Consider the following 25,432-nt stretch of genomic DNA (forward strand, 5'->3'; position numbering starts at 1 on the left):
TCCCAGTAGTGAAGTCCTTTTGTGTTTTGTTTGTGTACTATGGTATTTCTATGGGAATTTCATTTCGCTGCAAGCCTTTTTCTATTACATTACTTACTTATTTTATTATTGTTTTATTTTTATTTGTGTTTTTTTTCATGTTATTATTTTAAATTCGGTGATTTTATGAATATTAAAATATTAGACACTACTTTACGTGATGGAGAACAAACTCCTGGTGTTTCTTTAACTTCTTTGGAAAAATTAAGAATTGCAAATAAACTTGATGAAATTGGAGTTAATTTCATTGAAGCTGGTTCTGCAATTACTTCTTCTGGTGAAAGAGAATCTATTAAAAATATTACTCAACAGGGTTTTAATGCGGAAATTCTTAGTTTTGCTAGACCTATTGAAAGGGATATTGATTATTGTTTAGAATGTGATGTTGATGCAGTTAATTTAGTTGTTCCTACATCAGATTTACATATTTTTGATAAGTTAAAAATTACTAAAGAAGAATTATTGGACATGTCTAACGCTGCTGTTGATTATTGTAAAGATCATGGTTTAATTGTTGAATTATCTGCAGAAGATGCATCTAGGACAGATATCGACTTTTTAAAAACAGTCTATAATAATGCTGTTAATCATGGTGCTGATAGGGTTTGCTTATGTGATACTGTTGGTGTCTTAACTCCTGATTCTTCATTTGATATATTTAAACAATTAAAGAAATGTATTGATGTTCCAATTAGTTGTCATTGTCATAATGATTTTGGTTTGGCAGTAGCTAATACTCTTGCTGCTTTAAAAGGAGGTGCATCTGAATTTCATTCTACTATAAATGGTATTGGTGAAAGAGCAGGAAATACTTCTTTTGAAGAATGTGTTGTGGGGATTTATAAATTGCTTCCACAATTTTCAACTAATATCAAAATTCATGAAATTTATACTATTTCTAAATTAGTAGCGAGATTAACTGGAGTTTATATTCAACCTAATAAAGCTATTGTTGGTGAAAATGCTTTTGCTCATGAATCTGGAATTCATTCTGATGGTATTATTAAAAATGCGGCAACTTATGAACCTATGACTCCAGAACTTGTTGGTCGTAAACGTAAATTTGTCATTGGTAAGCATATGGGGACTCATGGTTTAGATGCAAGGCTAAAAGAATTGGGTGTTTTTGTTAATAAAAAACAACTTCAAAAAATTTGTGATAATATTAAGATTCTTGCAGATAAAGGTAAAACTGTTACTGATGTTGATTTACAGGCAATAGCTGATAATATTTTAGAAATTAATCATAAAGATAGAATTAAATTAAATGAAGTTACTATTGTGTCTGGTAATAAAGTCATGCCTACTGCATCTGTAAAATTAACTATTGATGGTGAAGAAATTTTAAATGCTGGTGTGGGTATTGGTCCTGTTGATGCGGCAATTAATGCTGTTAAATCTTTGGATATTTTTGAAGATATTGATTTTATTGAGTATCATGTAGATGCGATTACTGGAGGTACTGATGCTCTTATTGATGTAATTATTAAACTTCAAAAAGGTGATAAAATTATATCTGCAAGAGGAACAGAACCAGATATTATTAATGCTAGTGTAAAAGCTTATATTTCTGGAGTTAATAGATTACTTTCTGATTAATGGTGTTTTCATGGAAATTAAAATATTGGGATTTAAAGGAAATATTCTTTCAGTGGATCAAACATTAGCTAAAATTAATAATTTTAGAAATGATGGGGAAGTTATTCAATTATTGGATGCTGATTCAATAGCTGGTTTAAAACATGTTAAACATGGTGTTAATCAGGCAATTTTAGCATTTAATCGAGAAGAAAATTTGGCTAATGATTTAAGTGTTGAGATTTGTTTAAGATGTTCTGCTCAAAGACAAATTTCTAAAGCTTTTAAAATTCTTGGTCTTAAAGAAGGAAAAATGAATTTATGTGCTATCTTAATAAATTGTTCTAATGATAGATATGATGATTTAAATTCTATGTTTGATAGGGATGATGATGTTTTAATAGCTGATAAATCAAAATTAATGAAGATATATGGTATTAATAAAAAAGAATTAGAAAATAGTAATATAGAAAACATAATAATTGATAGAATAACTAAACTTATAGTTGATTATTGATAACTTCAATTATTTTATCAAGATTTTCTTTTTTCAAGCTTTCATAATTTAAATTTTTAACTTCAATTACAATTCCTTTTTCTTTTAGTCTGTTGTAATTTGGACATTTTGTAATGAAATTATGGTGATTTATTGGTAATTCTTTTTTTAATTTCCACATTATATCTTTAGGTTTTTCATGTGGAATAATTACATTAACGCCTCTTTTAAAGGTATGAAACGTGGTATTTATATGTTTTTTTAGAGTTGTTGTTGCATTTATTGTTTCCTTTAAATTATTTTTTACAAAATCAAGTTCCTTATCTATACCACTACATGTAATTTCATCAACTTTGCTTAATTTTTGAGGTATTTTAGTATTTTCAAAAACTTCCGGATTATTGGTACTAATAAATCCACCATTTTCAACATTTATTATTTTTGGAGATCCTGTAGATGCAATTATAATGTCGGATAAGTTACCATTCCCTAATTTTTTTTCATTATCTCCAATTCCTGCAGATGCATCTTCAATGGTTGTAATTTCATTGTCTTTACAAAATTTTGAAATAGATGCAGTATCTTGTTCAGCTGTATAAGCTGCAAAACTAGTATAAATTAAAGCAGAATCTTTAGGAATATCTATGTTTTCTAAATAATCTGTATTAATAAGTCCTAAATCAGTTTTTAAGGTTATAATTTCTTTATTTAAAAATTTTGCAATTTGTTTAAAGCCATGCCATCCTCCTTGATCAGGTATGATTATTGATCCTTTTATAGATGATAGTGCTATGAAAATACTATTATTTCCACTGTTTGTTATTTTACTGTATTTATGATTTGTAAGTTTTTTTATTTTTTTTTGGCAGTTTTTTTCAAAACTATTATTTGTATCAGTTAAATAGGGATTTTCTCCAGCAGCTACTTTTGCCATTATACATCTAGTTTCTTTGTGAGGTTCTTTGAATTTAAATTCCATGTTATCACTATTTAAAATATTGATCTAGTGTAGTTTGTTTAGTGTGAAGCATTTCATTTAAAAGTGTTCCTTGTTTTACATATTTTTTAATAGGTATTTTTAATTTAGTTCCACAGTATATCAATGCATGGTTTAATGTTTCAAATTCTTTGTAAGGTTTTTCCATTGCTTCTTTTATATTTTCCCTAACATTAAATACACCTAATGGAACATATCCTTCATATGCTTCTCTTAAAATGAGTAATCCTGATTGTTTTTTCTGTCTAACTAAATAATCTAAAACAGCCATTTTTGCAGTATAATAACACCCACCAACCTGAGAATATTCTTTTTTTCCACCATTTGTTTCATAATCTGAAAAAATAAGTTCTTCTTTACCAATTAATTTAATAAATGCTTCATACCATTCATATTGCCATTCTGTAGGTGTTAATATGATTATATAATAATTATTTAAACTTCCAAATTCATAAACTCTGTATGAATCAATTTTTTCGAATTTTCTAACTTCTTTTAAGAATTGATCCGCTAGAGTTGTATCACATGCTGTAATTGACCATCTTGTTGGAACTAATTTTCTTTTGTTTTTTGTTCCAAAAGCACCTACTGAAAATGCTTTTTGCATAGCTGTAAATGGAACATGTTTATTATGTAAATTTAAAACAGCTTCACTAGCTTTTAAATCAGTATCATAATAAGTTTTTTCTAATTGTTTATCCCAACGAACAGCATCTATATCAAATTTTTCAATAACTGCACTAGGGCCATGTGGAGTACTATCTTCAGTTAATAAAGCTCCAGTTGGACGTTTACCAAATGTAGCTTCACTATCTATTGATTTTGATGCTAAAGATATATCTTGTAATTTTTCAACAAAAGGATTATTTAAATCATCAATTTTGATTAATTGTTTTCCTCGTACAAGATTCATCCTATAATTTATTATATCATTTTGGCTTTTATGTTCTCCAATCCAGGATTCTGGAGAATCCATAATTGCAGTATCACCTACTGCACTTGCCATCATAGGTCCTGCATAAACTTTTGGATAAGACCATCTTCCAATAAAAACAGAGGGGGGAGTACTACCTTCTAAATTTTTTCCTATTTTAACAGATTTCATTTGTATCTGTTTGGTTAATTTTTGAAGATATGCATTTTTAGTTGTTTTCATATTGCCAATTTTAATTATTTTTTTTAAAAAAAGGTATGAAGTACATAAATGTTTTTTCTCATTTAAGTACTAATATTATTTTAAGCGAATTCGATAGTGCTAGGTGGTTTATCACTTATAGATAAAGCAACATGTGTTACTTCAGAAATTTCGGAAGTTATTCTTTGTGATATTTTTTGAATAACATTCCATGGTAATTCTGGAACATATGCTGTCATAGCATCAATTGAATCAACAATTCTTAAAACTACTAAATAACCAAAGTCTCTTTGGTCTCCTTTAACTCCAGTAACTTTACTATCAGTTAATACTGCAAAATATTGCCATACATCTTTGTCAATACCTGCTTCTTCTATTTCATCAGTTACTATTTTATTTGCTTTTCTACAAATGTCTAATTTTTCTTGTGTAAGCGCACCAATAACTCTAACAGCAAGTCCTGGACCTGGGAATGGTTGTCTATGAACTACTTTTTCAGGTAAATCTAATAATAAACCAATTTCTCTAACTTCATCTTTATATAAATCACGTATTGGTTCAACTAAATCAAGAACCATACCACTAGGAAGTGCTAAATTATGATGGGATTTAATATTACCTTTACTTTCAATCCAATCAGGTGCTATGGTACCTTGTACTAAGTATTTTGCATCAGTTTTTGCAGCTTCTCTTTCAAAAACATCAATAAATACTTTTCCAATAATTTTTCTTTTTTCTTCGGGATCTTCCACTCCTTCAAGAGCATTTAAGAATTCTTCAGAAGCATCAACATAATTAAAGTTTAATCTATCTTTAAAAGTGTTAGTTACTTCATCCACTTCACCTTCTCTTAAAAGACCGTGGTCTACAAATATTGCTATTAAGTTATCTCCGATAGCTTCCTGAACAAGAACAGAGCATACTGAACTATCAACTCCTCCAGATAATGCAATAATAGCTTTTTCATCACCTATTTGATCTTTTATCTTTTGGATAGCATCTTTAATAAATTCTTCTGGACTTAACATTTTTTCAACCATAAAATATTTATTCTTCGTCACTGTCTTCTTCTTCGTAATCTTCTATGATTTGTTTAATTATTGCTTCTAAACCTTCGTTGTTTCCATCATTGACAGCTTCAATTATTTCATCATATTTAACATATTTTTCTAATTTTACAGATTTAGCACCGATTCCAGAAATTTTAAATCCGTATTCTTCATCTCCTATCGGGATATTAACGAATTGTCTTTTTAAACCTGGTTTATTTGCAAGTGCTTTTTCTTTTAAATCTTCTGCATTATCAATCATTATTACACCTTTCTTCACAAATTTTATAGAAATTTTCGAATATGGTTGATCCTTTAGGAGTATGATGTACTTCAGGATGGAATTGTATTCCATAAACATCTTTTGTCTTATGTTTAAAGGATTCAACATCACATAAATTGGAATTAGCTAAAATTTCAAAATCATTAGGGATAGTTTTAACTTCATCTTTATGGGATGACCAAACTTCCATTTTTGGAGCTAATCCTGTAAATAAATTTTCATCATTAATAATATCAATTTCAACTTTAGCATAGCTTTCAGTATTTGAAGTATCTATTTGTCCACCATAAGCTTTAGCTATTAACTGATGTCCTAAACAAATTCCTAAAATAGGTATATCAAAATGCTTAATATATTCTTCACTATTCCCAGCACCTTCAATAGAAGGTCCTCCACCTAAAATTAATCCTTTAGGGTTTTTAGCTTCAATTTCTTCAATACTTAATGTATTTGGAACTAATTGGGTTGGAATTTTAAGATATTGTAAGCTACGTTGAATTCTATGATTATATTGTCCTTTATTATTAATAACTAATATTGTCATTTTTTGCTCCCTAATTTAATAGTATTATTTTAGTTTTTTTTATTTATTATATGTTTGTACTAAATTTAGGTATGATATTTTAAAAAAAGAAGTATAGGTTTTTGCACCTATTTAATTTTAATACTTTGTGTTATATTTTTTACAAGATTTAAATCAGGCCCTTCAATAATAATCATTTGATTATCATCGCTGTAAATACCTGCATAACTTTGTTGTGTAGTATTATTTTTTGGCACTGAGTAATCAATATAAAACTTAATATTGCTATTATTAGAAGTTTCATTAATTTTAGTCATGTTTTTTTCTTCTAAATAATCCACACATATTTCTTTAAAATTTATAGTATATCCTGTTGAGTTTTTTACACATTCTTCAATAAATGAGCTGTTTAAAAATAATACTTCAATATTATTTTCATAATCTATATACATATTAACATAGTTATAATCACCATCAACTTGTTGAAATTTGGAATCATGGGAGACACTTAGTGTAAATGCTCCAAAATCAGCAATTTGATTTTTATTTTGTTCTGATTCTACGGTTATAGCTATAAATGCAGCAATTATTATTACAACAATAAGTATGCCATATAAGATTTTATCTTTATTCTCCATATTTTTATTTTTAATGGATTAATATAAGTATTTTTTTTAAATAGGTCTTTCTTTTTTTTTAGATTTGCACTTAATGATTTCACTGATTTAGAATATGTTCATTATGTGTTCTTTAAAATTACATTTTTCTATTTTTGGAAGTGCTGTAATTTTACAGATAATATGAACGTGTTCTATTTAGATAAGAATGTCATGGATAATTAATTATCATTTTATCCATATTTATCACATCATACTTAAAATTTATATACTATATTAAATAAATCACATTCTCATGGAACTTAAAGATTTAGTTTATATTATTATTGCAATTTTAATTGCAGTATTACTATTAAAAATATTTATGTGGTTATTACCATTATTTATAGTATTGATTATAGCATTTTTCATATATTTATATTTGTCAGAACGTTTTTAATTAATCTGATTGTTGGATATCTATGTATGCTGAAGTTGCAGCTATTGCACCTTCTCCACATGCTACAATCCATTGTCTTAAACCACCACATATGTCTCCTGCTGAATAAACATTTTTAACATTTGTTTTTTGATGTTTATCAGTTATTATTTCACCATTTTCATTTAATTTAACATTTAGCTTTTTAGCTAATTTATTATGTGGAATATAACCTATACTAATAAATACTCCACTTGTTTTTAATTCAATACAGTTATTAGTCTCTATATTTTTTAGAATTACTGATTCTACGAAAGTTTTTCCTTTAATTTTTTCTACTATTGTGTTATAAATGATTTTAATGTTTTTTTCTTTTATATTTTTTTGTAAATATTGTTGTCCTCTTAATTGATTTCTCCTATGGATAATAGTAACCTTACATCCTATATTTTCTAAGAAAAGAGCTTCTTGCAATGCACTATTTCCACCTCCAACTATTATGACATCTTTATCCTTAAAGAATAATCCATCACAAGTTGCACAGTAACTGACTCCTTTTCCCAAATATTCTTCTTCTCCAGGAATTCCTAGATGTTTATGAGAACTGCCTGTAGCTAAAATCACAGTTTTTCCATAATATGTTTCTTTATTTGTTTTAACCATGAATTTATCAGTGGATTTTATTATGTCTTCTACTTTTTCTGTTTCATGTAATTCTACATATTTTATGCATTGTTCTTTTATTTTTTCAACTAATTCTAATCCAGAAATCATATCAAATCCAGGATAATTTTCCATTTCAGGGACTTCACGACCTATTCCTCCAGCTAATCCTTTATCTAATATTAATGTTTTTGTTCCTTGTCGACCAGCATAAATTCCTGCAGTTAATCCTCCAGGTCCTGCTCCAACTATAATTATATCATATGTTTTCATAGGGTTAACCTCAATTTATTATATTATTTGAGATTATTTAAAAGTAGTGGATTTATCAGTATTTTGTTTAAAAAAGAAAAAAGAGATTAATTATTCGTTTTTACGATATCTGTAATAACCAAAGATTAAAACAGCAAAAACAATAATTAATATGATTATATAAGGTATAATATTATTTTGTGTTTGTTTTGAAACATCATTATCAAGAAGTTCATGAACACTTTGTTTTGAATCACTTGATTTAGATGGTTCTTGTGGAATATCTGTTCCTACATTTATATTATTACTTTCAGTAGAATTACTAACTACTTTATTTGCATTTGATGTAAATTTATTGATTTCATTAGCTATTTCTGAAATTATATTAGTTAGTGTATTTTCTGTTGTTTGTGTAGTATTGGTCATGTCGTTAGTTGGATTTGTTGTATTTGTTATAGTATTATTTTCATTAGTAGGATGTTTTGGAGTAGTTGGAGTTGGATTAGGATTATATGGTTTTCCTGTAGGTGATTTGATTAAACCACTTTTATCTAAAATTATCTCAGAAATATTATTTGTTTTAAAATAATTGTTATCAATAATAGAATTTTTTGCAGTAGTCCTTTCAAAATAGAAAATAACATTATTTTCAATGTAATTATCTGTTATAATATTGTCTCTAAATATTACTCTAGATGGAATTTCAGGAGTTTCTTCATCTACGTATATTGCACCATATTTACCATAATTATTTTTAATAATTGATTTAATTACTTTTAATGGTCCTGAAGTGATTATAGCTGCACCTTTTGTACCTGCTGTATTATTAGCTATTGTACAATTTTTAACAGTTAATTCTCCTGGCCAATTATATAATGCTCCACCCCATTCTTTTGCAGTATTATTTTCAAATATACATCCTTCAACATTTGTTGTTGAATAAATGCCTGTACGAGTAGCACCTCCATCACGATATGCATAATTGTATCTAAATATGGAATTGTAAATGTTTGTGTCTCCTCTGTAAGTATTTATTGCACCACCATCATGCCCTGCATAATTGTCTATAAATTGACAGTTATTTATACTGAGATATCCTTTTTCAATAATTTTTTTCCCATATTTGTAATATGGTTCGGCTCCTGCTACAGAAACAGCTCCTCCGTTTTGATCAGCTTTATTATTTTTAAATATACAATTAGTTATGTATATTGATCCACCTTTTTCACCATGAATTGCTCCACCATGAGAAGGACTATTTCCATTTATAAATGTGATATTTAAAAATTTAACAGTTGAAACAGAATTAATTTCTATTATGCTGTTTTTAAATTGTCCATTTATAATAATGTCCTCAGCATTTCCTTTTCCTTGGAATGTTAAGTTTTTATTAACTTGAATACCTTCTTGGTAGTAAGTTCCTAGTGTTAAGTAGATAATATCATTTGCATTTGCATTATTTACAGCATTCTGTATTGAATTATCAGGTCCGATAGTTATTGAATTATCTATGGTAGTTGTATTTTCTTCAGCAGAAACTACAGGAATAGCAATTACTAAAAGCAAGAATATAAGAAGAATTGACAACTTCTTAATATTTTCACCTCCAGTTATAATATTTACTAAGGTGTTAATATAAATTTTTTGACTTGTTTTGAAAAATAATTAATATCGTATTAAAAAATAGCAATGAATCTAAAATCTTTTAATAATATTTTGTTCAAAAAAAGAAAGTGATTAAAAGAGGTTAAACTCTTTTATAATAATTTTTGAATAGATTGTTTAACTAATTTATTAACAATACTTCCATCCGCTTTTCCTTTGAGTTCTTTCATACTCATTCCCATTAAAGGACCCATAGCACCCATTTGACGTTCTTTAACCATTGCTTCATTTTTCATAACTATTTCATCAATGATGTTTTCAACATCTTCTTGGCTAAGTAATGTTAAATTGTTATTTTTAGCAATTTCTTCAATTTCAGTATCTGGTGTTTGTATTACACAGGTTGTTAATTTTGTAACACTATCTTTAGCTATTTTAGAATCTGCTAAAAGTTGGAAAATATCTTTTAAGTGTTGTGTAGTTAAAATACTGATATCAAACCCATCTCTTTTTATTTCTTTTAAATCATATGCAAGAAGGGATGCAACGGGAGTAGGATCTACTTTAATATCTGTTAATATTTCTTCAAATACATCTGCTTCTAATCGTTTAACTAATTGGCTAGCTAAATCTTCACTTAAATTATATTCTTTAATAATTCTTTCTTTTTTAGCATCTGGGAGTTCAGGTAGATTATTTTTAATAGGTTCAACTAATTCATCAGTTATTTTAAATAATGGGATGTCTGTTTCTAGATACATCCTATTAGCTGTAGGAAGTGGTCTCATGTATTCTGTATTTCCATCATCTAGAGATTTACGTGTTTCTTCAACGACTCCTTCAAATCCAAGATTAGCTCTTCTTTTAACTTCTTCTAAAGCAGAAATAGCTATTTCTTCATCATGAGCAACTATAATAAAAGCATCTTCTTTTTCAAGATTTAAATAATCGCGCACTACATCCACTTCTTCTTGGGTAATTCCATATGCTGGTAATTCATCACTATGGAATATTCCAGATACACCACGTTTTTTAGCATAACTAGCTATTTCAGTACCAAATCTTCTTCCCGGTTGAACTTCTTTTCCAATAAGTCCATTGAATCCTTTTAAAACTACTGCTTTAATAGATTCTGCTGAAGATAATATTTTTGATTGTGTGTTTTTGAATAATTCATCTAAATTGTGAATTTCTTCAAGTACTTTAGCATTTCTTTTATTTAACTCTTCTTTTATTTCAATTAAAGCAAGTTGTCTTTGAACTTCATTTTCTACAATTTCACTCATTAAATCAAGATTTTGAACACCTTTAATTTCAACACGAGCTCCTTTTTCAATTGAAATGTTTAAATCTTGCCTAATTGTTCCAAGACCTCTTTTTACATTTGTACTTCTTAAAACTTGACCAATCATATATGCGACTTCACGTACTTGATCAGGATGATGCATAGATGGGTCAGTTGTAATTTCTGCAAGAGGAATTCCTAACCTATCTAATCTAAACTCAGTATAATCATCAGTAGTCTCAATTCTTCTAGCAGCATCTTCTTCAAGACCAAGACTTTCTATGGTTACTCTACCATAAGGTGTATCAAGGTAACCATCTGTTGCTGCAAGTCCTGTTCTCTGGAATCCTCCAGTATTACTTCCATCAATAACTTGTTTTCTCATAGTATGAAATTCATCTACAATATGCATATTCATTAATGCAGCTATTGTAATACAAATTTCAAGAGCTTCTTTATTTAAACTGTGAGGTGGTTCATCATCACTTTCTACAAGACATGTATGATGATTGTATGCTTCATATTTAAAGTTTAACCCACGTAAAGATTCTTGAAGAGCAGCTCTATCAATTTCACCAAGTTCACTTTGTGTTGGTCTCAAATTTCTTTCGACAATTTCATTATACTCATCATCAACTAATTCAGTTTTACAAGGACAAAATAGTTTATGTTTTGTATTTAATTGCTGATGAATTTCAAGTCCCATTTTAAGTCCTAATTTTTCCCAATCCATTTTTGCACAACCTTAATTCAAGAAATATTTGATTGAAGACTTTTCATTAAATTCTCCAGCTATATTTTGATTCATCAATTTTTTAACTTCTTGTATATTATTACTTTGGCCGAGAACCCAACTTAATTTCACATATGCTGTTTCAGGAGTCATATCTAATCCAGAAATAACACCTGCATTTAAAATTTCTCTTCCTGTTGAGTATACATTCATATTGACTCTACCATATAAACATTGTGATGTCATAACAATAGGAATATTCTCGTCATATGCTCTTGCTAAAGGTTTAATTAATTTATCTGGAACATGTCCAAGTCCAGTTCCTTCAATAACAAGACCTTTATATCCTTTATCAATATGATAATCAATAAGTTCTTCAGTAATTCCAGGGAAACTTTTGATAAGTCCTACTTTTTCTTCAATAGCACTATTAACTTCTAATTCATTTTCATTTCTTTTAGTATATCTATAATTAGGGTTAATATTCATCATGTGGTTCTCAATTTTAGCTATTGGTTCATAGTTTATGCTTCTAAATGTGTCTCTACGACTAGTATGCATTTTACGAACTTTAGTTCCTTTATGAAGGTAAGTATAAGAATCATTTAAACTTCCATGCATACAAACACTAACTTCTGCAACATCTGATTTTGCAGCTATTACAGAATCTATAAGATTCATATTAGCATCACTTGAAGGTCTGTCTGAACTTCTTTGAGCTCCGGTTATTATGATAGGAACTGGTGTTTTTAACATAAAGCTTAATGCAGCTGCAGTATAATGTAATGTATCAGTACCATGAGCTATTACAATACCGTCATATCCTTGAGATATTTCATTAGCTATTTCTTCAGCAGCTTTAACCCAATATTTGGGTTGCATATTTTCACTTAATATATTGTATAATGCTTTAACATTGTAATTAGCATAATCTAATAATTCAGGATTTGCTTTAATCAAATCTGCAGCAGTAAATTTAGGATGAACTGCTCCAGTTCTATAATCAATAATTGAAGAAACAGTTCCTCCAGTGGATATTATTGAAATATCTTGTTTAGAAGAATCATGAGCTATTTCTTCAGCATCATAACCAATATTTGGCTTATCTCCTTTTTGGATTAATTTAGCTTCAGTATTTTCAATATTTACACCAATATTATATCCACTATCTAATTTTAAAACTAAATATCCATCTTCACTATCTTCGGATCTATCTAAAAGAATACCTTCATAAGAAATATCTTCTTTGTTGATTTTAATAGTATCTCCTATGGTAATTCCATTAGTTTCTAAGTATTTTTTAGCTATTTTTTTATATGTCATGAGACCACATTTATTTGATTTTAAGAGTTTTCTTTCATCCATTCTGCTCCAGCTTTTAAAACATCAATATTCACATCAATAACTTTTGGTTTAGATGCAAACATATGTTTAATAGCATTTTCATAAGATTCTGGAGATAAAGTTTTTTGTAATTCCATTAAAACACCAATTAATGCTGTGTTTGCAGTTCTTGTGTTTCCAAATTTTTCAGCTATTTCAATTGAAGGAACTTTGATTATATTAACATTCTTATTAGCTTCAAATTCACCAATCCGTGAATCATAAATTATTGTTCCATCTTCTTTTACATCATCTGCAAATTTCTCTAAAGATGGTTTGTTTAAAGCAATAAGTATATCAATATCTTCTACAACAGGTGTTCCAATAGTTTCATCAGAAATTACAATGGAACAATTAGAACTTCCACCTCTTTGTTCTGGTCCATAACTAGGGTACCATGAAACATGTTTGCCTTCACTACATGCTGCTTGAGCTATTGTAAGTCCAGCACTTAATACACCTTGACCTCCAAATCCAGTTACTTTAATAGTCAATGGTTTCATTCCTGTGTTTTCACAGTATCCAGAATCTTCAGTTCTGTCTACATTGAATATTTTATCTAAGGATTCAATTGTAAAATCATTTTCTGGCCTTACTACAGGATTTCTATCTTTTGCTTCGTTTCTAAAGTTTTTAACAGGGAATTCTTTTTCCATTTGATTTTCAAGAAAATCTTGAACACCTTGTGCATCTTGTTTTAAGTTAGTAGGACATGGAGATAAAATTTCTACAAATGCATATCCTTTTCCTTCTTTTTGAATAGTTAAAGCTTGTTTAATTGCATATTTTGCAAGTCTGATTTTTAAAGGTGTAGCTAATGAAACTCTTTCAATGAACACTGGTGCTTTTAAGGTATCAATTAATTCACACATATGCGTTGGGTAACCTGCATAAGCAGGATCTCTACCCGTTTGACAAGTAACAGTTTTTTCTCCAACTAATGTTGTTGGAGCCATTTGTCCACCAGTCATACCATAAACAGTGTTATTTACAAAAAATACAACTATTTTTTCTCCACGATTAGCTGCTTGTAATGTTTCATTTAAACCAATGGATGCTAAATCACCATCTCCCTGATAACTCATTACAATAGAATTATCTTCAGCTCTTGAAATACCTGTAGCTACTGCTGGTGCTCTTCCATGCGCTGTTTGCACATTACCACAATTAAAATAGTAATATGCAAATACTGAACATCCTACAGGTGAAATCATAACACATCTTTCTTGTATTCCAAGTTCATCCATACATTCAGCAATTAATTTGTGGATAATCCCGTGACCACATCCTGCACAGTAATGAGTTGTAGTTTGATTTGTTTCACCTTTTCTTGGAAATGAAGGGTAAATTGACTCAGGACGTTTACGTATTGATAATTCATAATCTTCTAAGTTTTCTGGCTCTAAACTTTTTTTATCCATTTTTTCACATCCTTAATCAATAATATTTGGGCTAGCTTTTTCTTTATCTCCTGTGCCCTCAGGTAATTCTTCATCAATTCCAACAATTTCATAAATCTTTTTAAGAACTTGTTTAAGTTCAATTAAGTTTCCACCCATTCTATTTACAAGATATGTATTCTCTTTTCTTAAAGCAGCTAATTGAATATCTTCTAATAATTGACCATTACTCATTTCTACTGAAATAAAACTAACTCCTTTATCTGCAAGTTTTTTAATTTTTTCTTCGGGGAATGGGAATAATGTAATAGGTCTTAAGAGTCCAACTTTTAATCCTTTTTCACGTGAAACATCAACAGCACTTCTAGCAACTCTGCTACTAATTCCATAGGATACTAAAACAATTTCTGCATCGTCAAGTTGATAATTTTCATATTCTACTTCGTCTTTAGCTATTTTAGCATATTTTTCTTGAATTTCATAGTTGAATTCTTCTAGTTGATCAAAATCAAGGAAAATAGATGTAACTAAATTTTCCATAGTGTCTTTATTTCCACGAACTGCCCAGGAATTATCAATTATAGGTTCAATAGCTTCTTGTGGGAATTCTAAAGGTTCTGCCATTTGTCCTAATGTACCATCTGCAAGTACAACAACAGGATTTCTATATTTATGAGCTAATTCAAAAGCTTTTATAGTTAAATCACACATCTCTTGCACACTATTTGGAGCTAAAACTATGTTTTTGTAGTTTCCGTGTCCTCCACCTTTAACTACTTGATTATAATCTCCTTGCTCAGGACCTATGTTTCCGAGTCCAGGTCCTGCTCTCATAATATCAACTATTACTGCAGGCAATTCTGCTCCAGCTAAATAAGTAAATCCTTCTTGCATTAAACTTATTCCAGGTCCTGAAGATGCTGTCATAACTCTATGTCCAGTTGAAGCACCTCCATAAATCATGTTGATGGAAGCTTCTTCACTTTCTGCTTGAACAAAGTTCCTGTTTACCATTGGGAAATATTTGGAAGCTTCATGAAGTATTTCACTTGCAGGAGTAATTGGATATCCAAAGAAACAATCGCATCCTGCATACATTGCTCCAATGATAACTGCAGTATTTCCTTTCACCATTTGATTAGTCATTGTCTTCCTCCTTTTTAGTATATACATAAACTTCAAGAGCTAATGGTTCTGGGCATGTGAGGAAACAATCTCTACATCCACTACAACCTTCACCACTATAACAAGCATAACGATATCCTGCTTTGTTAAGTTTAGTGCCTAATTCAATAACATTTTTTGAACATCCTATAACACATCTTCCACAACCTTTACATTCTTCTTCATGTATTATTGGATATGATACATCAGCCATTTTATCATCTTACTCCATTTTACTATCTTTATCTCTTATTTCTACTCTTCTTATTTTTCCACTTATTGTTTCAGGGATTTCATCTACAAATTCAATTAATCTAGGATATTTATATGGTGCAGTCACTTTTTTCACATGATTTTGAATTTCTTTTTTGAGTTCTTCTGAAGCTTCATATCCTGGTTGTAATATAATTGTAGCTTTTACAATTTGCCCCCTTATTTCATCAGGATATGCTGTAATTGCACAGTTACTTACAGATTCATGGGATAATACTGCACTTTCTACTTCATAAGGCCCAATACGATATCCTGAGCTTTTGATTATATCATCATTTCTTCCTATAAAGTGGAAATAACCGTCTTCATCTTTCCAAGCAGTATCTCCACAATGGTAATAACCGTCGTGCCATTGTGCTTTTTGTTTTTCTGGATTTTTGTAATATTCTTTGAATAATCCTGGACTTACACCGTGAGATACATCAATACAAATTTCTCCTTCTTGCCCAATATCAACTTCTTCATCATTTTCATTTAATAATTTAACATCAAATAATGGGCTTGGTTTTCCAATTGAACCTAGTTTTGCATCTATCCAATCATAAGTTCCAATAACTAATGCAGTTTCAGTTTGACCAAATCCTTCTTTTATTCTTAATCCAGATATTTCTTTGAATCTTTTAGATACTTCTGGAGGTAATGGTTCTCCAGCAGTTGTTACATGATGGATATTTGAAAAGTCATATTCTTGGATGTTTTCTTTAATTAAGAATCTATATATTGTTGGAGGTGCACAGAAAGTTGTTACTTTATTTTCAATAACTTTTTCAAGTAATTTAATACCGTTAAATCTATCATAGTCATATATGAAAAGTGCAGTTCCTGCAATCCATTGGCCATAGAAATTTCCCCAAACAGCTTTTCCCCATCCAGTATCTGCAGCAGTATGATGCACTCCACCTTCTTCAACTTTTTGCCAGTATTTTGCTGTTGGTATGTGTCCAAGTCCATAAGTTTGTTTGTGAGCTACCATTTTAGGAAGTCCACTAGTACCTGAAGTGAAATATATTAAAGAAATATCTTCTGCAGTTGTTGCTTTGTCACCAGTTGGTCTTTCAAAAACATCACTTTCTTCTTTAATAGCTTTATTAAAGTTAATCCAACCATCAATATCTTTTTCAATTACACATTTTACTAAATCTATGCCTAATTCTTTTTGAGCTTCTTCATAATCTGGGATTAATTGATCTTCTTCAACAGTTACAATAAGTTTCACATTTGCATTTTGTATCCTGAAATCAATATCATGAAGTTTTAACATGTGTGTTGCAGGAATAGCTACTGCTCCAATTTTATGTAATGCTATCATGGTAAACCAGAATTCATACCTATTTTTTAAGGTAAGCATTACTTTGTCTCCTTTTTTAATACCTTTTTTTATAAAGAAGTTTGCAATTTGGTTACTGTATTTTTTAACATCTAGAAAAGTAAATGTATGTTTTTCGTCGTTGTCATTTGTCCAAATTAAAGCAACTTTTTCCGGGTCTATTTCTGCATATTTGTCAATTACATCAAATCCAAAGTTATAATTGTCAGGATAAGATATTTTGAAATTTTCGTGAAAATCTTCATAAGAGTTGAAATCAACTCTGTTCACATAATCTTTAATTAATGATGTCATGTTATTAACCTCAAAGTTACATTATTATTGCTAAAAATTTAGCTTTTTCATCGTTAAGTGCTGCCATAGCATGTCTATGGCTTGAATCAAAGAATATTGAATCTCCTTTGTTTAATTTAATTTCATTATTGTGGATGTAAAATTTTAGAGAGCCTTCAAGAACATAGTTAAATTCTTGTCCCGGATGGCTATTTAGTGAAGGAACACTGTCTTCTTTTGGATCTACAGTTACAATAAATATTTCAGCTTTTTTATCAATAAATTTAGTACATAAATTTTCATATTTGTATTCTTTTCTTCTTTCTACTGAAATTCCATTATTTGCACGTGTAACGTCAAAAATGTTCATTCTGGTTTCTTCACCGGTTAAAAGTAAACCTAAATCAACTTGAAATTTGTTTGCAATTTCACATAAGAAACTTGCGGGTATGTCTACTTCACCATTTTCATATTGTTTATACATATTTTCATCAATATCCAATTCATCTGCAAAGTCTTGAATTGTAATATCGGAGAGTTCTCGTAATTCTTTTACTCTATTACCAATATTTTTATTATATTCGTTCAAAGTAAACACCTTTAATTTATAATTGTTAATAAATGTATTATATAATAAATATAATTATTATAATGATGTAAGTATGATTTTTAAGTTATATAAATATTATTAAAAATCGTGACAATTCGTTATGAATTTTAAAAATTTTAAAATATAGGTAATTTTTTTAAAGAATAATTATTATATACTAAAAAAAATTATAATTATGTTTTAGTTAAATGAATTGGGGGAATATATATGGCATCTTCAGATATTTCTGATATTGTTATTTTTAAAAAAAAATTAGGATTAAATTATGAAATAAAGCAAAAATATGTTGGACTCAAAATGAAAGAAAATAATATGCTTTCATTTAATTTTAGAGTACCTTCAGCTTTAAGAGATGAAGTTCTTGAATATTTCAATAGATTTCAAATGGGTGAGCCTACTGCTGTAGATATTGGAGGAACTGGTGATATTAAATGTATATTTAAAGGAATTTCTCCAGTTTTAAGAGAAGAAAATGCATCTGAAGATTATTATGCATTATCTATTTTATTACAAGAAACTGGAAAAACAGTACCTTCAGAAGAAGAATTATGTGAAACCTGTTCTCATTGTGGTTTTCACTAATTTTCTTATTTTTTAATTTTCTTTAAACCATTGTACTGTTTCGTTAATTTGTTTTTCAAAGTTATGTGGATTTATTTTGAAATTAATCTTACTCATTTTATCAATATTTGCTATTGAATGTTTGATATCTCCTTTTCTTTCATCGAGATATTTTGGTTTCAAATCACAATTTAGAGAATTTGCAATTAGTTCATATAATTTATTTATTGTTATCTCTTTACCTGTTGCTATATTAATTGATCCGCAGTAATTTGATTTTGCAGCAGCTATGTTTGCTTTTGCAACTTCTTTTACAAATATGAAATCTCTTGTTTGTTGTCCGTCTCCGTAGATTGTTGCTTGTTTGTTGTTAAGTATTGCATTAATAAAATTTGGTATTACTGCAGCATATTGTGAATGTTTATCTTGTTTAGGTCCAAACACGTTAAAATATCTTAAAGCTATTGAGTTTAATCCATAGCTTTCTTTAAATGACTGTAAATATAATTCACATGTTGCTTTAGATGCAGCATAAGGGGATGTAGGGTTCATTAGCTCAGTTTCTTTTAATGGAGTGTTTGTATTGTTTCCATAAACTGCTGAAGATGATGAAAATATTATTTTTTTTACATTTTCTTCTTTTGCAACATTTAATAATTTGATAGTTGAGTTTACATTATTCTCATGGCATTTTAAGGGATTATTTACACTTAATGGCACATTAGCCATAGCTGCAAGGTGAAAAATGTAATCTGTATCAATGATTAGTTCATTTAAATTCACAGTATTTAAATCTTCTTTTATTATAGTTAAATTTTCATGATATGGGTTTTTTAAGTTTTCCACTTTCCCTGAAGACATATTATCAATTATGGTGATATAATTGTCTTCTATAAGTTCATCTACAATGTGTGAACCTATGAAACCAAGTCCTCCAGTTATTATTATCTTTTTATTTTTCATTTGAACCACTATTAATTCTATTATTGCTATATAAGCTATTTTTAAGTAACAACATTTATATATTTTCATTTGTAATAGTTAATAATTATAGAGAGGAATATTATATGTTTAATCTTAATATTATTCATTCATGTGTTTATAGTGGGGTTTATGGGCTTGTAAATATTAATATTTCTAGTTTTGATGTGGTATTAAGTTATGTTATTACAATTATCGTGTCAATAATCTTTGCTTTGATTTTACGAGTTCCATTACTTCCTAATAAACCCTATATGTATTCTTTTGATGTAAGTGCATTATATCCTACTCCAATAATAGCTATGGGTATTCTTTCACTTTTCTTTGTTTTAGGTTATACATTTATATACAATGGGATTGTGTTGTCTGTAGTGATTGGTATAGTAACTTCATTATTTGTGAAATATTTATTTTATGAAGTATTTCCAAAACCTTTACAAAATGATGGGGAGGAGGCCAGTTAATGAATGAGATAATTGGTATTATAATAGCATCTGTTATCTGTTGGTTGAATTTCGTTATTATTGATACTTATTTGGGACTTCCACAGCAACCAGGAGTTAAAGGGGTCAAAACTGTCGGTGAATCAATTAAAAAAAGAAATGGTGATATTGCGGGAGGATTTTTCCAAGGAAATGTTTTATGTTCTCCAGATGCATCTGCAGGTACATTAATAGTTTCTATTGGTTTCATGATTTTGGGAATTCCTGGAGGTATTTTAGCAGCTTTCTTTGTATTTATTGGAAATAGGTTATGTGCTGATCCAGGTTATGCAGGAACTATAGGTTCTTTAACTATGGTAGTTATATTATTTGTCTGTTCATTTATAGGATTAACTCCTGAAATGTTTATTGCAGGTATTTGTATAGCTATTTTAACTATTCAGGGAATTGATCAAGTTAAAGCTTCTATTATTCTTGGTAAAATTGCTGAAAAATTTAATAAACATGCTAAAGAGTGATTGTATGTATGTTGAAATAATAATTGGGATAATAGTGGTATATGTAGCATTAAGAGCTTTAATAACTCAGGATAAAGTTTCAAGATTGCTATATTTAAATGTAATTGGGTTTTGTGTTCCTGCTTTGATAGCTTTAACAATTCAAACACCTTTTGCTTTCATAGTTGCTGTTTTATTTTTCATATGTTCTACAATTAGTGCAAATGCTATTGCAACAAGTTTAGATAAATTAGATGATGAAATAATTTTAGATTGAGGGGTAAAATGGAATTTTTAGTATCTATTATTGCAATAGTTTTAATGTTAATTGGGGCATTTGGAGTAATATTCTTAAAAAAACCATTAGATAAAGTAATTATGTTTTCTATAATGGATGCAGGTTTTTTACTTGTCGTTGTTTTATTTAAATACTTGGATGTTGCAATGTTTGTTGCATTATCTGATCCATTATGTACTTTAATATTTATCATGGCTATTGTAAAAATTAAAGAAATTAGACAAAGAAAAGTTAATAGTGGTGAGATACATGGTTGATGTCAATTTGTTCTTTTATGTTGGTATTTTTCTAGCTATTATTGGTAGTTTGGCTACTGCATGGGGTCCGGGAGTAAAAGATCCGATTATAAGGACATTTAACACTGAAGTAGCTTCTATAGGTGTTTGTTTAGTATTATTAACTTATAATCATATTTTAGCTTTATTAACTTTACTTGCAACAACTGTAGTTATCACTTTTGTTTTATTTAGAGCTATTATTCGTTTAGAAGAAATGGGGGCTGATGTATGAGGATAGGAAATTTATGGAATAAATTAGCTAATCCAAAAAATGTTCCGAGAATCTTTGCATTTTCATTAGGTATAATTCTTTTAATTGGTTTTATTGTGCCAATGGATTTAAATCCTAATCAAATTTATCCTAGGCCTGAACCTCAAGAACAAATTGATGAAGGTTTGCATGTAGCACCTTATGATAGGGGAGGGGAAGTTTTAAAAAGTCCAGGTATTGTTATGGCTCAATTCCCTCAAAATGCTGAAAAAATAGGTATGATTACTAGTTATATGTCTCCTGTAGCAGTGTGGGTTTCTCAAATTTCCCCATATTTTGGAACATCTATTTATTCATCTCCTGGTGGTTTAATTGATGAAATATTGTATTATACTCGAGGTTTTGATACTATATTGGAATCTTCAATATTGATGATGTCTTTTATAATTGCTTCATGGTTATCTATTAATTATACAATGAATAGAAAAAATGATGAAATTAAAATAAAAAAAGATGTTAAAAAAGCTATTGGAGATTCTGTAAAAGTAGCTAATGAAGTTAAAATAAATGATGCTAAAGCTAGAGCTAAACAATTAAGGAGGGATAATTAATGGTTGTTTTACCTGAATTTGTTCCTCAAACATTTTTATCAATGTATTTGCCTTCAATTTATGCAGGATTAATTATTGGATTTATAGGGTCAATAGCTATTGCTATGAAAAGAGAAGAAATCCATATACTTATTCTCACAGATTTGATTGGGCTTGCGATGATATTTGTCGTTTCTGCTGTGGGAACTGATTTGGCAGAGTCTTTAATTTTGCCTGGTTTGGTAGTTGAATTAGCTGAGACTTTAGCTATTTCTGAGATTTTAATTTCAAGAGAAATGCATATTATAGAACAAAATCCTAAGAAAAATCTATCTAAAAGTTCTTCTTTATTCCCAGTACCTTTTAATTTAGATTTGGAAATCATGACTACTGCACCTAATTTCTTGGCTTTGGCTTTAATTGCTTATGGTATTTTTTTAACTGGATTTACTGGTGGAGCAGTAGCTGGTGGGGGAATATTATTGTATGCAATATCTAAAAAGGCAAAAGGTTTATCTGTTTTTACTTTGGAAGGTCTTGGTGGAGTTTCAGGAATTGCATGGTGTTTATGGATTATTGGGTTTGCAGTATTCTTTATAATGCCTGAATTATGGTTGTTAGGATTGTTTTTAGCAGCTTGTGGATTATTATTAAAAGTAGCTTCAAAAGTTGGTTTAATTGGAGTGCTTATGAGAGAAGATATGGATAAGGAGTAAATAATTATGGATTTTAGTACACTTGGGGGAAATTTGTTAGGTACAATTCCATTTGGGGATATTGTATTGTATTTTACTCCTCTTAATTTGTTTTTATTTATTGTAATGTTGGGATTTACTTTATTAATTGCTATAAGTAAAACTGAAACACAAGTTGAAGCTTCTATGATGAAACTTGAAAACACTAATGTGAAGGTAAGTCCAAAAGAATTTAAACAAAGAAGATTTTTGTCAATAATTTGTGGTTTAGCTTCTGCTGGAGCGATGATTACAGGGGATTTATTTAATTTTACTTTATTTATGGCTTTGATAGGTATTGTTAATATTGGTATTGTTTCTACTGTAAAACAAGTTAGTGTTTTAAATTCAGCTTTTAATTATGGTTTAATAGCTATGATGTGTAGTTTACCTTTATTTGGTGGAGCAGCAATTATATTGGCTTCAACAGGAACTTTAAGTTTATTTGTATTAAATCAAATACATGCAACTCCAATGATGATTTTTGGAGCTTTATTGATGTTACTTGGGATTTTAGGGGAATGTGGTGTGGCACCATTTTTCGCAAGTAAGGCAGAAATGTTTAGAACACCAGGATCTCCATTTTTGGTTGTTATTCATTTAAGCTCTTTATTTGTTATTATTAGGGCAGTTGAAATATTATTGTTAGTTTTATGGTAGTGGAAGTATGAATGTTCAAAAAATTGTGAGTTGTATATTATTAGTAGTTTCTACTTTGGCAATATTGTGTGCTTTATTAACAAATTCATCTGATTGGGTTGTATATGTAATAGCTATTTTATGCATTCCGTTTTGGATTTTAGGATTAGGTTTTTTAACAATGGCTAAACCAAGAAAAGATGATGAAGCAGAAAGAATAAAAGAACCATTTACAGGATATTAGGGATATTATGAATTTGATGGCAAATATTTTAATTAATGTAATCATTGCATTTCTTGCAGGAAGTTTACTTTTAGGATTGCATAGGAAGATTATGGCACGTATTCAGCTTAGACCAGGCCCTCCAATTGTTCAACATTTATTGCATTCTTTAAAATTCTTTTTTAAGGAATCTTCATTTCCAAAAACTGCAGCAATGCCATTTTATGTGGGTATTGTAGTTATTTTAGCTATGGTTTGGGTTGTTGGTGTTATTGTAGCTCCTGTAACTCATGGATCATTACTTATATTGTTTGGTGTTTATGCAGTTTATAAAATTGTGGAACATAATTCAGGGTCAAGTTCAGGATCTCCTTATGGTAAATTAAGTTGTGTAAGAGCTGTTTTGTCTGCAGCTACTGAACTTCCATTATTTGCAGCTATTGTGCTTGTTTATTTAAAAACAGGTTCTATGAATATTGGGCAAATTATTTCATATCAGGGAATTCATGGACCTCTTGCTTTGTCTATTCCATTAGCTGCATTGATGTTTTTCATGTTAATTGTATCTAAATCACCATATTCTCCATTTGCGATTACAAAAGGAAAAGATTTGGTGTCTGGATTTGAAACAGAACATTTTGGATTTTTAAAAGGATTTATAATGTTTTCCGAGTCTGTTTCATGGTATGTGGTGCTTTGGGTATTTTTAACAATATTCTTTGGACCTTTGTCTGTAGGTTATTATGTTGTGGGAATGATAGTTATAACATTTATTACAGGTTTTATCAATGCTGTAACTCCTATGTTAAGTCCCAACCATTCTGTCATGACTCAAATAACAATTGGGGCAATTTGTTTTGTTGGAACACTTTTAATGATATTTGTATGAGGTTGAAATGATGAATGATAAAGCTACAATATATTTAACTTCTTTAGTGGGATTTGGTGCAATAATTCTTACTTTAATAACTACATTTCTTCACACGACTTTAATTGGATATATGGTTATTTTAATGGTTATTTGTATGGTGTTAATTTTATTAACTCTTAAAGGACATTTTGCTCATCATGTTGAGAACTTAGAAAAATTAGCATTTATTATAACTTTCATGATTATTGTATGTTTATTTATAATAAGATTTAGACCAATTTAGGAATGATATTATGTTAGAATTTTTAATTTATTTATTTACATTTATTATAGGTTCAATAATTGGATTATTGTATAGTTATAAACAGCATGGTGAACCTTTTGTTGTTAATGGTTTAAATGTGGTTATGTGTGTAATTTCAATTATTGGATGGATGATGATAATTAATGGTCAATTTTCTCAAATCTTAGTAGCTATTGGTCTTTTCTTAGTAGGTTTTGTAATGGGTGAACGACCGGGATATGGTAGATTGGAAACGTTAATTGGATTAGTTATTGCAGTTATTGTGTATGTATTAATCAATTTAATTTAATGTTGTGATTGTATGGATGATGAAGTTAAATTTAATTTGATGAAAAAAAGAATCCTTGAAAGTTTTAAATGGCAACAAGATGTGATAATTCCTATTTCAAAAGAATTTAATTGTGAGACTGAAGATTTGGAAGAAATATTCATGAATCTCTTGGATATGTCATCTTTAGAATCATTGCATGGGACATTAGAGTTTGCTAATTATAGATGTTTACTTGAAAGGATAGATGCTGATTTAAGATTACCTTGGTATGTTGATATCTTGGGGTTATTATCTGTTGATCAAGGTGAAGAAATCAAAAATAAGATTGCCTGTGAGATTACTGATGGAAAATCTTATGATGATGCATTAAATAAGGGTAGAAATGATTTATTTAATTTATTGAAGAATATAAATATTAATTAATAATG

General features: G+C 29.0%; 32 protein-coding genes. 16 read left to right on the plus strand and 16 right to left on the minus strand.

Annotated elements, in window-relative coordinates:
• The first annotated feature begins 165 nt into the window (after positions 1-165).
• Complete coding sequence (locus tag Q0984_RS07270) at positions 166-1,638, plus strand: (R)-citramalate synthase (RefSeq protein ID WP_299525785.1); 1,473 nt, start codon at positions 166-168, stop codon at positions 1,636-1,638.
• 10 nt (positions 1,639-1,648) lie between these two features.
• Positions 1,649-2,134, plus strand: a complete 486-nt coding sequence (gene cgi121 / locus Q0984_RS07275; protein ID WP_299525788.1) for a KEOPS complex subunit Cgi121 — start codon at positions 1,649-1,651, stop codon at positions 2,132-2,134.
• Here cgi121 and Q0984_RS07280 read toward each other — a convergent pair.
• The 15 genes from Q0984_RS07280 to Q0984_RS07350 form a co-directional block, all read right to left on the minus strand.
• The gene (locus Q0984_RS07280; protein ID WP_299525791.1) at positions 2,118-3,092 is read right to left on the minus strand and encodes a DegT/DnrJ/EryC1/StrS family aminotransferase; all 975 of its coding nucleotides are present in this window, start codon (positions 3,090-3,092) and stop codon (positions 2,118-2,120) included. The genes cgi121 and Q0984_RS07280 overlap by 17 nt on opposite strands.
• Before the next feature lie 7 nt (positions 3,093-3,099).
• Positions 3,100-4,275: an Nre family DNA repair protein gene (locus Q0984_RS07285; RefSeq protein ID WP_299526055.1), complete on the minus strand. Its 1,176-nt coding sequence runs from the start codon at positions 4,273-4,275 to the stop codon at positions 3,100-3,102.
• A 71-nt stretch (positions 4,276-4,346) separates the two neighbouring features.
• The gene (guaA, locus tag Q0984_RS07290) at positions 4,347-5,273 is read right to left on the minus strand and encodes a glutamine-hydrolyzing GMP synthase (protein WP_299526058.1); all 927 of its coding nucleotides are present in this window, start codon (positions 5,271-5,273) and stop codon (positions 4,347-4,349) included.
• 19 nt (positions 5,274-5,292) lie between these two features.
• Positions 5,293-5,556: a hypothetical protein gene (locus Q0984_RS07295; protein WP_299525794.1), complete on the minus strand. Its 264-nt coding sequence runs from the start codon at positions 5,554-5,556 to the stop codon at positions 5,293-5,295.
• Positions 5,549-6,121: a GMP synthase subunit A gene (locus Q0984_RS07300; protein ID WP_299525797.1), complete on the minus strand. Its 573-nt coding sequence runs from the start codon at positions 6,119-6,121 to the stop codon at positions 5,549-5,551. The genes Q0984_RS07295 and Q0984_RS07300 overlap by 8 nt, the downstream gene beginning before the upstream one ends.
• A gap of 107 nt (positions 6,122-6,228) precedes the next feature.
• Positions 6,229-6,738 carry a hypothetical protein gene (locus Q0984_RS07305; protein WP_299525800.1) on the minus strand — a complete coding sequence of 170 codons (510 nt, stop codon included), beginning with the start codon at positions 6,736-6,738 and terminating at the stop codon, positions 6,229-6,231.
• 418 nt (positions 6,739-7,156) lie between these two features.
• Positions 7,157-8,071 (minus strand): thioredoxin-disulfide reductase, encoded by a 915-nt coding sequence (trxB, locus tag Q0984_RS07310; RefSeq protein WP_299525803.1) that lies wholly within the window; start codon positions 8,069-8,071, stop codon positions 7,157-7,159.
• Between the two features lie 90 nt (positions 8,072-8,161).
• A complete protein-coding gene (locus Q0984_RS07315; RefSeq protein WP_299525806.1) occupies positions 8,162-9,616 on the minus strand; it encodes a hypothetical protein in 1,455 nt (484 codons plus the stop codon).
• Positions 9,617-9,807: 191 nt separating this feature from the next.
• Positions 9,808-11,673, minus strand: a complete 1,866-nt coding sequence (gene gatE / locus Q0984_RS07320; RefSeq protein ID WP_299525809.1) for a Glu-tRNA(Gln) amidotransferase subunit GatE — start codon at positions 11,671-11,673, stop codon at positions 9,808-9,810.
• Positions 11,674-11,685: 12 nt separating this feature from the next.
• The gene (gatD, locus tag Q0984_RS07325) at positions 11,686-12,996 is read right to left on the minus strand and encodes a Glu-tRNA(Gln) amidotransferase subunit GatD (protein ID WP_299526061.1); all 1,311 of its coding nucleotides are present in this window, start codon (positions 12,994-12,996) and stop codon (positions 11,686-11,688) included.
• 20 nt (positions 12,997-13,016) lie between these two features.
• The gene (locus Q0984_RS07330; protein ID WP_299525812.1) at positions 13,017-14,477 is read right to left on the minus strand and encodes a 2-oxoacid:acceptor oxidoreductase family protein; all 1,461 of its coding nucleotides are present in this window, start codon (positions 14,475-14,477) and stop codon (positions 13,017-13,019) included.
• A 12-nt stretch (positions 14,478-14,489) separates the two neighbouring features.
• Positions 14,490-15,602, minus strand: coding sequence for a 3-methyl-2-oxobutanoate dehydrogenase subunit VorB (locus Q0984_RS07335; protein ID WP_299525815.1), 1,113 nt, complete (start codon positions 15,600-15,602; stop codon positions 14,490-14,492).
• A complete protein-coding gene (locus Q0984_RS07340) occupies positions 15,595-15,834 on the minus strand; it encodes a 4Fe-4S dicluster domain-containing protein (RefSeq protein ID WP_299525818.1) in 240 nt (79 codons plus the stop codon). The genes Q0984_RS07335 and Q0984_RS07340 overlap by 8 nt, the downstream gene beginning before the upstream one ends.
• Positions 15,835-15,843: 9 nt before the next feature.
• Positions 15,844-17,514, minus strand: coding sequence for an AMP-binding protein (locus Q0984_RS07345; protein ID WP_299525821.1), 1,671 nt, complete (start codon positions 17,512-17,514; stop codon positions 15,844-15,846).
• A 16-nt stretch (positions 17,515-17,530) separates the two neighbouring features.
• Positions 17,531-18,091, minus strand: coding sequence for a helix-turn-helix domain-containing protein (locus tag Q0984_RS07350; RefSeq protein WP_299525824.1), 561 nt, complete (start codon positions 18,089-18,091; stop codon positions 17,531-17,533).
• A 219-nt stretch (positions 18,092-18,310) separates the two neighbouring features.
• Here Q0984_RS07350 and Q0984_RS07355 point away from each other — a divergent pair, with 219 nt between their 5' ends.
• Positions 18,311-18,685 (plus strand): hypothetical protein, encoded by a 375-nt coding sequence (locus Q0984_RS07355; RefSeq protein ID WP_299525827.1) that lies wholly within the window; start codon positions 18,311-18,313, stop codon positions 18,683-18,685.
• Between the two features lie 12 nt (positions 18,686-18,697).
• On the opposite strand, the gene Q0984_RS07360 is transcribed toward Q0984_RS07355, so the two are convergent.
• On the minus strand, positions 18,698-19,627 hold the full coding sequence (locus tag Q0984_RS07360; protein ID WP_299525830.1) for a GDP-mannose 4,6-dehydratase: 930 nt from the start codon (positions 19,625-19,627) through the stop codon (positions 18,698-18,700).
• A 104-nt stretch (positions 19,628-19,731) separates the two neighbouring features.
• Here Q0984_RS07360 and ehaA point away from each other — a divergent pair, with 104 nt between their 5' ends.
• From ehaA to Q0984_RS07425, 13 genes are read left to right on the plus strand one after another with little or no spacing between them, the layout of a single operon-like run.
• Positions 19,732-20,109 (plus strand): energy-converting NiFe hydrogenase A subunit EhaA, encoded by a 378-nt coding sequence (ehaA, locus tag Q0984_RS07365; protein ID WP_299525833.1) that lies wholly within the window; start codon positions 19,732-19,734, stop codon positions 20,107-20,109.
• On the plus strand, positions 20,109-20,606 hold the full coding sequence (locus tag Q0984_RS07370) for a hypothetical protein (protein WP_299525836.1): 498 nt from the start codon (positions 20,109-20,111) through the stop codon (positions 20,604-20,606). Before ehaA ends, Q0984_RS07370 begins: the two co-directional genes overlap by 1 nt.
• 4 nt (positions 20,607-20,610) lie before the next feature.
• The gene (locus Q0984_RS07375; protein WP_299525838.1) at positions 20,611-20,862 is read left to right on the plus strand and encodes a DUF2109 family protein; all 252 of its coding nucleotides are present in this window, start codon (positions 20,611-20,613) and stop codon (positions 20,860-20,862) included.
• Between the two features lie 8 nt (positions 20,863-20,870).
• Positions 20,871-21,140 (plus strand): EhaD family protein, encoded by a 270-nt coding sequence (locus Q0984_RS07380; RefSeq protein WP_299525841.1) that lies wholly within the window; start codon positions 20,871-20,873, stop codon positions 21,138-21,140.
• The gene (locus tag Q0984_RS07385) at positions 21,133-21,393 is read left to right on the plus strand and encodes a DUF2107 family protein (protein WP_299525844.1); all 261 of its coding nucleotides are present in this window, start codon (positions 21,133-21,135) and stop codon (positions 21,391-21,393) included. Before Q0984_RS07380 ends, Q0984_RS07385 begins: the two co-directional genes overlap by 8 nt.
• On the plus strand, positions 21,390-21,983 hold the full coding sequence (locus Q0984_RS07390) for an EhaF family protein (protein WP_299525847.1): 594 nt from the start codon (positions 21,390-21,392) through the stop codon (positions 21,981-21,983). The genes Q0984_RS07385 and Q0984_RS07390 overlap by 4 nt, the downstream gene beginning before the upstream one ends.
• Positions 21,983-22,678: an EhaG family protein gene (locus Q0984_RS07395; RefSeq protein WP_299525850.1), complete on the plus strand. Its 696-nt coding sequence runs from the start codon at positions 21,983-21,985 to the stop codon at positions 22,676-22,678. Before Q0984_RS07390 ends, Q0984_RS07395 begins: the two co-directional genes overlap by 1 nt.
• 6 nt (positions 22,679-22,684) lie before the next feature.
• The gene (locus tag Q0984_RS07400; RefSeq protein ID WP_299525853.1) at positions 22,685-23,356 is read left to right on the plus strand and encodes a hypothetical protein; all 672 of its coding nucleotides are present in this window, start codon (positions 22,685-22,687) and stop codon (positions 23,354-23,356) included.
• A 7-nt stretch (positions 23,357-23,363) separates the two neighbouring features.
• A complete protein-coding gene (locus tag Q0984_RS07405) occupies positions 23,364-23,579 on the plus strand; it encodes a DUF788 domain-containing protein (protein ID WP_299525856.1) in 216 nt (71 codons plus the stop codon).
• 7 nt (positions 23,580-23,586) lie between these two features.
• Positions 23,587-24,447 carry a respiratory chain complex I subunit 1 family protein gene (locus Q0984_RS07410; protein WP_299525859.1) on the plus strand — a complete coding sequence of 287 codons (861 nt, stop codon included), beginning with the start codon at positions 23,587-23,589 and terminating at the stop codon, positions 24,445-24,447.
• A 7-nt stretch (positions 24,448-24,454) separates the two neighbouring features.
• Positions 24,455-24,712: a hypothetical protein gene (locus Q0984_RS07415; protein WP_365907213.1), complete on the plus strand. Its 258-nt coding sequence runs from the start codon at positions 24,455-24,457 to the stop codon at positions 24,710-24,712.
• Between the two features lie 10 nt (positions 24,713-24,722).
• The gene (locus Q0984_RS07420; RefSeq protein WP_299525865.1) at positions 24,723-25,022 is read left to right on the plus strand and encodes an energy-converting hydrogenase subunit EhaL family protein; all 300 of its coding nucleotides are present in this window, start codon (positions 24,723-24,725) and stop codon (positions 25,020-25,022) included.
• A 12-nt stretch (positions 25,023-25,034) separates the two neighbouring features.
• On the plus strand, positions 25,035-25,427 hold the full coding sequence (locus tag Q0984_RS07425) for a DUF1959 family protein (RefSeq protein ID WP_299525867.1): 393 nt from the start codon (positions 25,035-25,037) through the stop codon (positions 25,425-25,427).
• The last annotated feature ends 5 nt before the right edge of the window (positions 25,428-25,432 follow it).

The organism is uncultured Methanobrevibacter sp., from assembly GCF_934746965.1.
GTDB lineage: Archaea > Methanobacteriota > Methanobacteria > Methanobacteriales > Methanobacteriaceae > Methanocatella.